This window comes from Chromobacterium sp. CCUG 30098 (genome assembly GCF_059916605.1).
In genome coordinates, this window is the sequence record NZ_JAUCGS010000021.1 from 1 (window position 1) to 9,369 (window position 9,369).

Genomic DNA, 9,369 nt, shown 5'->3' on the forward strand with positions numbered 1-9,369 from the left:
CTCCTGACGGAACGCCACTTTGAGATTGCGCACCGACAGCAGGGTCTGGTTCTGAGTCATAGTCTGTTCTCCCCGCTCACTTCGCCGCCGCGCGCGGGTCCAGCGCGTCGCGCAGCGCGTCCACCAACAGGCTGAAGGCGGTGACCAGCAGCGACATGGACAAGGTAACCGCCAGCATTTGCCACCAATAGCCCTGGATCAGCTCGGTGGGCGCTTCCGCCAGCATCGATCCCAGGCTGACCTGGCGCACGCCGACCCCGAAGCCGAGGAAGGACAGGATGGCTTCGTACTTGATCAGCGCCACGGTGAGCAGGGAAAACTGCACCAGCAGCAGATGGGAGATATTGGGCAGGATGTGGACGAACATCTTGCGGGCGTTGCCGGCGCCGATGGCGTCCGCCGCCTGCACGTATTCGCGGCCCTTGAGCTTCAGGTATTCCGCGCGCACCAGGCGGAAAGTGCCGGTCCAGCTGGTCAGCGCCATCACCGCGACGATGGTGGTGATGCCGCGGCCGGAGACGGCGGCGAAGGACAACAGCAACAGCATGTCCGGCACCGAGGTGAACACGCTGTAAAACCAGCCCAGCGCGTCGTCCACTCTGCCGCCGAAATAACCGGCCGCCGCGCCCAGCGCGCAGCCCACCAGCAAGGCCGACACCGCGCCGAACACGCCGACGAAGATGGAGGTGGAGGTGCCTTTCAGGGTTTTCTCTATCACGTCGCGGCCGCGCAGATCCGCGCCGAAGGGCAACGCGGCGCGCTTGGCCGGCGCGGCCTGCGCGTATTCGCCCACATGCTGCCGCGCCTGTTGCAGCTCCTGGCCTATCGGGTCTTCCTCCGGCGTCATGGTGACGATGGGGGCGGACGCCTGGGCGGGCTTGGCCGGCTCCGGCGGCAACACGTCGTCGGCGGAGGCCTGCACCCAGCTGGGCGGCGCGTAGGGCACGGCGATTTCGTCGGTCCAGCCGCCGCCCACCAGATTGAACCAGCCGCCGACGGCCAGCAGCAGGTAGACCGCCACGATCCATAGCGAAACAAAGCCCACTTTCTTGCGTTTCAGCCTTTGCCAGCCCAGCGCCCACAAACCGCGCGAGGGGGCGGCCGGCGCGGCGCCGGCGCCATTATGCAATGTCGTCATTTCCAGCCCTCTCTCACTTGAGCTGCACGCGCGGGTCGATCAGCTTGTAGACCAGATCGCCCAGCAGATTGAACACCATGGTGGCGATGGCGATATAGATGGTGATGGCCTTGATCACCGGGAAATCGCTCTTGTTCACCGCCATCACCACCTCGTTGCCCATGCCGGGAATGCCGAAGAAGCTTTCCAGCACCAGCGCGCCGATCAACATATAAGGCAGCGACATCATCACGCTGGTCACCACCGGGATCAGCGCGTTGCGCAGCACGTGCTTGAGCATCACCGCGCGTTCGGACAGGCCCTTGGCGCGCGCGGTGCGCACGTAGTCCTGGCCGATTTCCTCGACGAAGAAGCTGCGGTAGAAGCGGATGTCCGGCCCCAAGGACACCATCAGGCCCATCAGCAGCGGCAGCGGCACGTAGACGAAGAGATTGACCCAGAAGGCATCCCCCCAGCCGCGCACCGGGAACCAGCCCATTTTGAAGGCCAGGAAATACTGGCCGGCGATGATGTAGACCAGCGCGCTGACCGACATGGCCACGGTGCAGGCGATGGTGACGATGTGGTCGGTCAGGCCGCCGCGGAAATAAGCGACCAGCGCCGCCAGCGGGATGGCGATCAGCAGGTCCACCACCAGCATGGCGCCGGTCAGCGTCAAGGACGGGCCGACGCGGCTGCCGATGATGTCGGCCACCGGCTGCTGGGTGGACCAGGAGGTGCCGAAGTCCAGCGTCAGCACCTGTTTGACGAAGATCCAGAACTGCTGCGGCAGGCTCTGGTCCAGGCCCAGCTGGGCGCGGATATTGGCCAGCACGTCCGGCGTCAGGTGCTTGCCGGCCAGCACCAGCGACGGATCGCCGCCCACCAGGGTGAACAGGGTGAAAACCAGCAGCATGACGCCAAACAGGGTTGGGATCATCTGCAGGATGCGACGGATGATAAAAGCGGACATGATGTTCTCCTCGCCTGCCGCTTACTTCTGCACGTCCAGGAAACGCCAGATGTAGTTGTAGTTGGGATGCAGCTTGGCGCCGCGCACCCAGGGCTGGATCAGCGTGTTGCGGAAACGGGTGTCGCTGAAGGCCCAGGGCGTGTCCGCCATCACGATCTTGTTCATCGCGTCGTACAGCCAGTTGCGTTCCGGGCCGTCCTCCAGATTGCGGGATTGCTCGTACAGCCGGTCATAGCGCGCGGACTGGTAGCAGGCGTAGTTGACGCCGCCGGTATTGGGGCCGTACAGCAGCTGGACGAAGTTCTCGCCGTCCGGGAAGTCCGCGATCCAGGCCGCGCCGTTCATGCCGAACTTGCATTCGCGCTGCGCCTTGATCTGTTCGTTCCACTGCATCACGCGGAAGTCCACGCGCACCTTGATCAGATCGAAGGCTTTCTGCCAGTACTCGTTCCATTGCTTGTCGATGGCGGTGGGGCCGGTCAGGAAGTCCACCACCATCGGCGCGCCGTTTGGCTGGCGGCGGTAGCCGTCCGCGCCCTTTTTGTAGCCGAAGCGGTCCAGCAAGGCGTTGGCCAGCGCCGGGTTGTAGGGGAAGGCGCCGCGGAAATCCGGGTTGTGGCCGGCCACATTGGGCGGCACCACGTACTGGACCTTGACCGCCTGGTTGCGGCGGATGTCGCGTATGGTTTCGTCGGTGTTGAAGGCCATGGTGATGGCGCGGCGCAGCGCGATCTTGTCCTTGCCGTAGCCGCCCACCACCGGGTCTTTCATGCCGAAGGCGTAGAAGGTGATTTCCTCGTCCAGGCTGCGCAGCAAGCGGACGCCCTGGCGCTGGAGATCCGGCTTCAGTTCCGCCCGCCACGGATTGCTCGGATCCATGCGCAGCAGCTGCCGGATCAAGGGCTGGGGAATGCCCACCAGGTCCAGCTCCGCGCTCTTGAACGCCAGCCAGGTGGGCTGTTCCTCCTGGATCACCGACACTTCGATGCGGCCGATCTGCGGGTAGCTTTTGCCGTTCATCTCGCGGGCGACGCGCTGGTCTTCCGGATTGTCGCCCGGCGGGTAGTTGAAAGTCTGCTTGCGGAAATGGGGGTTGGCCACCAGCGAGATATGGGTGCCCGGCTGCCACTTGGCCAGCATATAGGGGCCGGTGCCCACCGGGTGGGCGTTGGTGTTGCTGCCGTAAGCTTCCACCGCCTCGCGCGCCTGGCCTTGCACAAAGGGCGCGGCCAGGATGTATTTCAGCGCCGGGTACGGCTGGGTCAGCTTCAGTTGCAGGGTGTAGCGGTCCAGCGCGCGCACGCCGGCCACCGGCGCGTCGTAGTTGATCTTGCCGCCGGCGGGCTTGGCCCAGGCGTCCAGGCCGACGAACTTGCCGGCCACCAGATCGCTGATCGGCGAGGCGACCGCCGGATCGATCAGCCGCTTGAAGGCGTAAACGTAGTCTTCCGCCGTCAGCTCGCGCTTCTTGCCCTTGAAGGCCGGGTCCGGCGCGAAGTACACGCCTTTTTTCAGGGTGAAGGTATAGGTTTTGGCGTCGGCGCTGACCGTGGGCATGGCGGTGGCGACATTGGGCACCACCTTGACCGGCCGCGCCAGGTAGTCGAAGGTCAGCAGCGGGTCGAAGATGTGTTCGATGATGGCGCCGGAGTAGATGTCCGAGGTCTTGGACGGGTCGAAACCGGTCTCCGGCGCGTTGAAGGCCACATGCAGCACCTTGTTCATGTCGGCGGCCTGCGCCGACATTCCTCCCCACGCCATCAGCGCCAGCAGCGCGCATCGCTTCAGGCTCATGATTTTCTCCTTTGTTGTCGCTTCGGCCTGGCGTCTTGCGCCGGCCCGCTTATTATGTCGCCGTTCTAGCGGCTCTTAGAACGTGTTTACGATCTCGCGAGCTAAGGCGAGACAAGGCGAAAACGAGCGAAAAAGCGGAATGTACACGTGGTACATAAGCATTTTGAGCTTGGTTTCAACGCCCATTTCTATCCATCCCGCCGACGCGCGGCAGATCGTAAACAGGTTCTTAACACTCATGAACAAGGTGCGCCGGCGCTGCTTGTTGACAAGCGGCGGCGGCGACGCCATCGTAAAAGTATCCCTTCAAACCACCTCAGGCGGACGCCGTCTCCCCCCGCCTGACACATTGCTCAGGAGCGCCTCATGAAAACAACGCTAGCGCTGTCCCTGCTGGCCGCCAGCCTGCTGACCGGCTGCGCCACCCAGGCGGGTTACGCGCAAAAGGTCTACGGCTGGCACGGCCGCGACGTCAACGAGATGCTGGCGCAATGGGGCGCGCCCACCAGCCAGCTGACCATGCCCAACGGCAATCAGCTCTACACCTACCGCAGCGCCTACAGCCAGGAAATGCCCTATCAGGGCGGTTTCTACAACTACCCTTGGGGCTTCAGCGGCGGCGGCTCGGTGTATTACCGCTGCACCACCAACTTCGTCGCCGATCCCAAAACCCATACCATCCAGTCGGTGAGCTTTGAGGGCAATGACTGCGTGGCGCCCCCTAAAAATTAAACACCGTCCTCGCCAAAAGAAAGAGCCTGCGCAAACGCAGGCTCTTTTCGTTTCAATGTTCGGCCGCCGGCTGGTGCGCCGGCTTGCCGCCCAACAGGCGGCGCACCCGGCTGCGCAGGCCGTCCAGATAGGTGTAGACCACCGGCACCACGATCAGGGTCAGCACGGTGGAGGTCAGCAGGCCGCCGATGATGGCGTGCGCCATCGGCCGGTTGCTTTCCGAACCGTCGCCGGTGCCCAGCGCCAAGGGCAGCATGCCGAAGATCATCGCCAGGCTGGTCATCATGATGGGGCGCAGCCGCACCCGGCCGGCCTCGACGATGGCCTGGTTGCGCTCCATGCCTTCGCGCCGCGCCTGGTTGACGAAGTCCACCAGCAGGATGCCGTTCTTGGCGGCCAGGCCCATCAGCATGATGATGCCGATCACTGAGAACATATTCAGCGTGGAGCCGAACAGATACAGCGAACAGAACACGCCGACGAAGGCCAGCGGCAAGGCCATCATGATGGTCACCGGCAGCGTGAAGCTGCGGAACTGCGCGGCCAGGATCAGATAGATGAAGATCACCCCCAGCGCCAAGGCCTGCACCGCGTAGCCCAGCGATTCCTGCATGTCCTTTTGCTGGCCGCCCTGCACCAGCATCACGCCCGGCAGCAGCTTCAGGCCTTCCACCAATTGATGCACCTCGGCGGAGACGGTGCCGGCGTCGCGGCCTTCGATATTGGCCAGAATGGTGATCTCGCGCATCATGTTGACGCGCTTGATCTGGCGCGGGCTGATGCCCTGCCGGGTCTCTATCAGCGAGGACAGCGGGATCATATTGGCCGCGCCGTGCGCATCCGGCCGCCCGGCCACGGTCAGCGCGTCCAGCAGCTCCTGACGGCGCTCGGACTTGGGCACCCGCAGCTTGACGTCGTAGTTTTCGCCGTCCGGCGCTTCCCAGGTGGTGACCGCGTTGCCGGCCAACAGGATGGACAGGGTCTTGCCCACGCGGGCCAGGTCCACGCCCAGGCTGGTGGCGGCGTCGCGCTTGAGCACCAGGTTCAAGGCCGGGTCGCCTTCGCTGAGGTTGGATTCGATGTCGCGCACGCCGTGGATCTTGCCCAGCCGGCGCATCAGGTCTTCGGACACCGCGGACAGTTCGCGCAGGTCGCTGCCGCGCAAGCCCACCTTGACCGGCTTGCCCTGCTGCTGCTCGTTGGCCACGGATTTGATGGTGACGCCGGCCACCGGCAGCACTCGCGCGCGCGCGTCGGCGATCACCTGCCCCAGGGTGCGCTGACGGCTGTTCTTGTCGCCGATGTCCACCGTCACCGAGCCGTCGTTCTTGCCGGCGCCGAAATTGCCCTCGCCCACATTCATCGAGATCGACTTGATTTCGGGAATGCCCTTCACCGCCGCCGCCAGTTCATGGCCCTTGGTGGCGGTGTATTCCAGCGCCGATCCGGGCGCGGTCTGGTAGCTGATGGTGAATTTGCCGCTGTCGCGCTCCGGGATGAACTCGCCGCCGATGCCCGGCACCAGCGCGAAGCTGGCGACGGTCAGCAGCAAGGCCGTGCCCAGCACAGTCTTGCGGTGGGCCAGCGCCCAGCGGATCACGCCGACGTAACGCTCCGACAACCGGTCCAGCGAGCTTTCGAAGGCGTCCAGCATCCGCCCCAGCGGGCCGCGATGCTTGTCGCCGTGGTGGTGCGGATCGTGCCAGATGGAGGACAGCATCGGGTCCAGCGTGAAACTGACCAGCATGGAGATCAGCACCGCCACCGCCACGGTCAGGCCGAACTGGTGGAAGAACTTGCCGATGATGCCGCCCATGAAGCCCACCGGCAGGAACACCGCCACCACGGTCAGCGTGGTGGCCAGCACCGCCAGGCCGATTTCGTTGGTGCCGTCCAGCGCGGCCTGATAATGGCTCTTGCCCAGGCCGGCGTGGCGCACGATGTTTTCGCGCACCACGATGGCGTCGTCGATCAAGAGGCCGATGGACAGCGACAGGGCCAGCAGGGTCAGCATGTTCAGGGTGAAGCCGAACATCTGGATGGCGAACAAGGTGCCGATCAGCGACACCGGCAGGGTCAGGCCGGTGATCACGGTGCTGCGCCAGCTGCCCAGGAACAGGAAGACGATCAGCACGGTCAGGCCGGCGCCTTCCAGCAGCGTGGACTCGACGTTGTTCAGCGACTTCTTCACGTCCTCGGCGGTGTCGTAGGTGTAGCGCACCTGGACCCCGGCCGGCATCTGGTTCTTCAGCTCCGCCACCCTGGCCTTGACGCCCTCGGCCACTTCCACCACGTTGGCGCCGCGCGCGGCGCGCAAGTCCAGCGACACGCCGGGCCGGCCGTCTATCAGCGAGATGCTGGACTGCTCGGCCTCGGTGTCGGCCACGGTGGCGATGTCCTCAAGCCGGATGGGCGCGCCGTTGCGGTAGCCCACCGCCAGTTGCGAGAAGTCGTCGGCGGATTTCAATTTGCCGGCGACGCGGATCGCCCACTCCTTGCTGACCGCCGACACCGAGCCTGCGGGGAAATCCTGGTTGGCGGCGCGCAGCGCGTCGGCCACGTCCTGCAGGGACAGGCCGGAGGCCTCCAGCCGCACCGGGTCCACGTCGACGCGGATCTCGCGGCGCACGCCGCCGATCAGCTTGACGTCGCCGACGCCGGCCACCATCTGCAGCCGCTTTTTCAACACCTTGTCCACCCAGGTGGTCAGTTCGCGCGGCCGGGTCTGGTCCGAGGTCAGCACCAGGGTCAGCATGGGGTTGTCGTTGGGGTCCACCTGGGACACGGTGGGCGCGGAGATCTCGCGGCGGAACTGGCCCTGGATGGCGCCTATCTTGTCCCGCACGTTCTGCACCGCCGACACCGGATCCACCGACAGCTCGAACTCCACCACCACGGTGGAATTGCCTTCCATGGAATAGGAGCGGATTTCCTTGATGCCGTTGATGGTGTTGACCGCCTCTTCCACCGGCTTGGAGATTTCGCTTTCCACCACTTCTGGCGAGGCGCCCGGATAGTCGGTGGACACCAGGGCGATGGGGAAGCGGATGTCCGGCATTTCCTCCACCGCCAGCCGCTGCCAGGAAAACAAGCCCAGCACCACCAGCGTCATCATCAGCACGGCGGCGAAATAGGGATTGCGGACACTGATTCGGGTCAGCCACATGCTGCGCCCCTCCGCTTAGAGTTTGCTGCCCGGCAGGGAGACCGGATCGCCGGCCTTCACCCCCACCAGGTCCACGGCGATCACGTGCTCGCCCGGCTTGACCCCGGACACCGCCGCCAGCCGGTCCGCCTCGGAACGCAGCAACAGTTCCACCGGCCGCCGCTCCAGCCGGCCCTGGCGCGCCACCAGCACCCAGGGCTGGCCGTCCGGATCGTGAATAGCCGGCAGCGGCAGCACGATCTGGTCGCTGATCTGGCGCAGCACAATGCCGCCCTTGGCGAACTGCCCGGCCTTCAGCTTGTACTCCGGGTTCTTCACGCGGATGTACAGGGTGAAGCTGCGGGTGCCCGCCACCGCCACCGGATTGATGCGCACCACTTCGCCGCGCTGCGGCTCGGCCAGGCCGTCCACGCTGAAGCCGGCCTGCATGCCGGGCTGGATCTGCGAGATCAGCCGCGCCGGCACGGTGGCGGCGATTTCCAGCACCGACAAATCGGCGATGGCGAACAGCACCGCGTTCTTGCCGGCCACTTCGCCCGGATTGATCTTGCGCTCGTAGACCACGCCGTCTATCGGCGCGCGGATCTGGGTGTCCGCCAGCAGCCGGCGCGCGCGCGCCAGCTGGGTGGCCTGGGCCTTGGCTTCGCCCTCCTTCACCCGGTAATCGCTGTCGAATTCGTCATAGGCGATCTGCGAGATGAAGCCCTTGTGCAGCAGCTCGCGCTGTTTTTCCAGTTTGACCTTGGCCAGACGCAGCCGCGCCTCGGTGTTGGCCACCTGGGCGTTCTGTTCCGTCACCGATTGCGACAGCACTTCGGCGTCCAGCACCGCCAGCACCTGACCGCGCTTGACCGCCTCGCCCTCGCGCACGCGCACTTCCTTGACCCGGGCCTCCACCTCGGCGGCCACGGTGCCGCTGGTCAGCGCGTTGAGCGATCCGGTGAAGGCGATCGTCGCCGCCAGCGCGCGCGGCTTGGCCGCCATCACATCCGCGGTGGACAGCGCCCGCGCCACCGGCGCGGAGGCCGCGGCCTTGCCGGCGGCGCCCTCCTTGGGCGGGTCGGACGGCTTGGCGCCGCAAGCCGCCAGCGTCAACGACAAGAGCGGGACTATGACAAATCGTGTGTTCATCTGTTTTGTTCTTTTCTATGGTTGAGCCGCCTGCGACGCGGGGCTCGGACACGCGCTATCGGCCGCCGCGTCAGGCTCGGCGGCCGCGCATCCAGGACGATGAAACGACGCAAGATTCCCCCTTGCGCCGGCGCGGCCGGACCAGGGCCGCTCGGCATCATCCCACAGGCTTCACCGCGGGATATGCCATTGTGTGGTCGTATTGTCTTGTTGTTGTGAAACGTGGGCGAACAAGCCTCAGCCAAGCATTTGGGCGGCCTGACTGCGGCCGCCCGTTATCATGCCACAACACTATCCATTAAACATATGTCATTGCACAAACTGCTCGGAGCCCACGATGCCCAATTTAGTCACCCCCAAACGCTGAGATTCCGCCAGTACCATCGCCACCGGCTCATACCCCGCGTCCTTGTTCGGCTTGATGTGGAACTCCGGCTGCGGCGCCCGCGCCGCCGC

At 65.2% G+C, this 9,369-nt stretch carries 6 protein-coding genes; 1 reads left to right on the forward strand and 5 read right to left on the reverse strand.

Annotated elements, in window-relative coordinates; translation table 11 throughout:
• Positions 1 to 76: 76 nt before the first annotated feature.
• The 3 genes from QUG03_RS23070 to QUG03_RS23080 are packed head-to-tail and all read right to left on the reverse strand — an operon-like array spanning position 77 to position 3,884.
• Positions 77 to 1,138 carry an ABC transporter permease gene (locus tag QUG03_RS23070; protein ID WP_107799537.1) on the reverse strand — a complete coding sequence of 354 codons (1,062 nt, stop codon included), beginning with the start codon at positions 1,136 to 1,138 and terminating at the stop codon, positions 77 to 79.
• Positions 1,139 to 1,151: 13 nt separating this feature from the next.
• Positions 1,152 to 2,090: an ABC transporter permease gene (locus tag QUG03_RS23075; RefSeq protein ID WP_107799538.1), complete on the reverse strand. Its 939-nt coding sequence runs from the start codon at positions 2,088 to 2,090 to the stop codon at positions 1,152 to 1,154.
• A gap of 21 nt (positions 2,091 to 2,111) precedes the next feature.
• Positions 2,112 to 3,884 (reverse strand): ABC transporter substrate-binding protein, encoded by a 1,773-nt coding sequence (locus QUG03_RS23080; RefSeq protein ID WP_500821105.1) that lies wholly within the window; start codon positions 3,882 to 3,884, stop codon positions 2,112 to 2,114.
• A 366-nt stretch (positions 3,885 to 4,250) separates the two neighbouring features.
• Here QUG03_RS23080 and QUG03_RS23085 point away from each other — a divergent pair, with 366 nt between their 5' ends.
• Positions 4,251 to 4,616, forward strand: a complete 366-nt coding sequence (locus QUG03_RS23085; RefSeq protein WP_235087884.1) for a hypothetical protein — start codon at positions 4,251 to 4,253, stop codon at positions 4,614 to 4,616.
• A 52-nt stretch (positions 4,617 to 4,668) separates the two neighbouring features.
• On the opposite strand, the gene QUG03_RS23090 is transcribed toward QUG03_RS23085, so the two are convergent.
• Together QUG03_RS23090 and QUG03_RS23095 are read right to left on the reverse strand one after the other, a co-directional pair.
• Complete coding sequence (locus QUG03_RS23090; protein ID WP_500821106.1) at positions 4,669 to 7,782, reverse strand: efflux RND transporter permease subunit; 3,114 nt, start codon at positions 7,780 to 7,782, stop codon at positions 4,669 to 4,671.
• Positions 7,783 to 7,797: 15 nt separating this feature from the next.
• A complete protein-coding gene (locus tag QUG03_RS23095; RefSeq protein ID WP_227107753.1) occupies positions 7,798 to 8,913 on the reverse strand; it encodes an efflux RND transporter periplasmic adaptor subunit in 1,116 nt (371 codons plus the stop codon).
• Between the last annotated feature and the right edge of the window lie 456 nt (positions 8,914 to 9,369).

Excerpts from the sequence above, each read along its gene's own strand:
- QUG03_RS23070 (WP_107799537.1), bottom strand. The coding sequence starts at position 1,138 with ATGACGACATTGCATAATGGCGCCGGCGCCGCGCCGGCCGCCCCCTCG.
- QUG03_RS23075 (WP_107799538.1), bottom strand. The coding sequence starts at position 2,090 with ATGTCCGCTTTTATCATCCGTCGCATCCTGCAGATGATCCCAACCCTG.
- QUG03_RS23080 (WP_500821105.1), bottom strand. The coding sequence starts at position 3,884 with ATGAGCCTGAAGCGATGCGCGCTGCTGGCGCTGATGGCGTGGGGAGGA.
- QUG03_RS23085 (WP_235087884.1), top strand. The coding sequence starts at position 4,251 with ATGAAAACAACGCTAGCGCTGTCCCTGCTGGCCGCCAGCCTGCTGACC.
- QUG03_RS23090 (WP_500821106.1), bottom strand. The coding sequence starts at position 7,782 with ATGTGGCTGACCCGAATCAGTGTCCGCAATCCCTATTTCGCCGCCGTG.
- QUG03_RS23095 (WP_227107753.1), bottom strand. The coding sequence starts at position 8,913 with ATGAACACACGATTTGTCATAGTCCCGCTCTTGTCGTTGACGCTGGCG.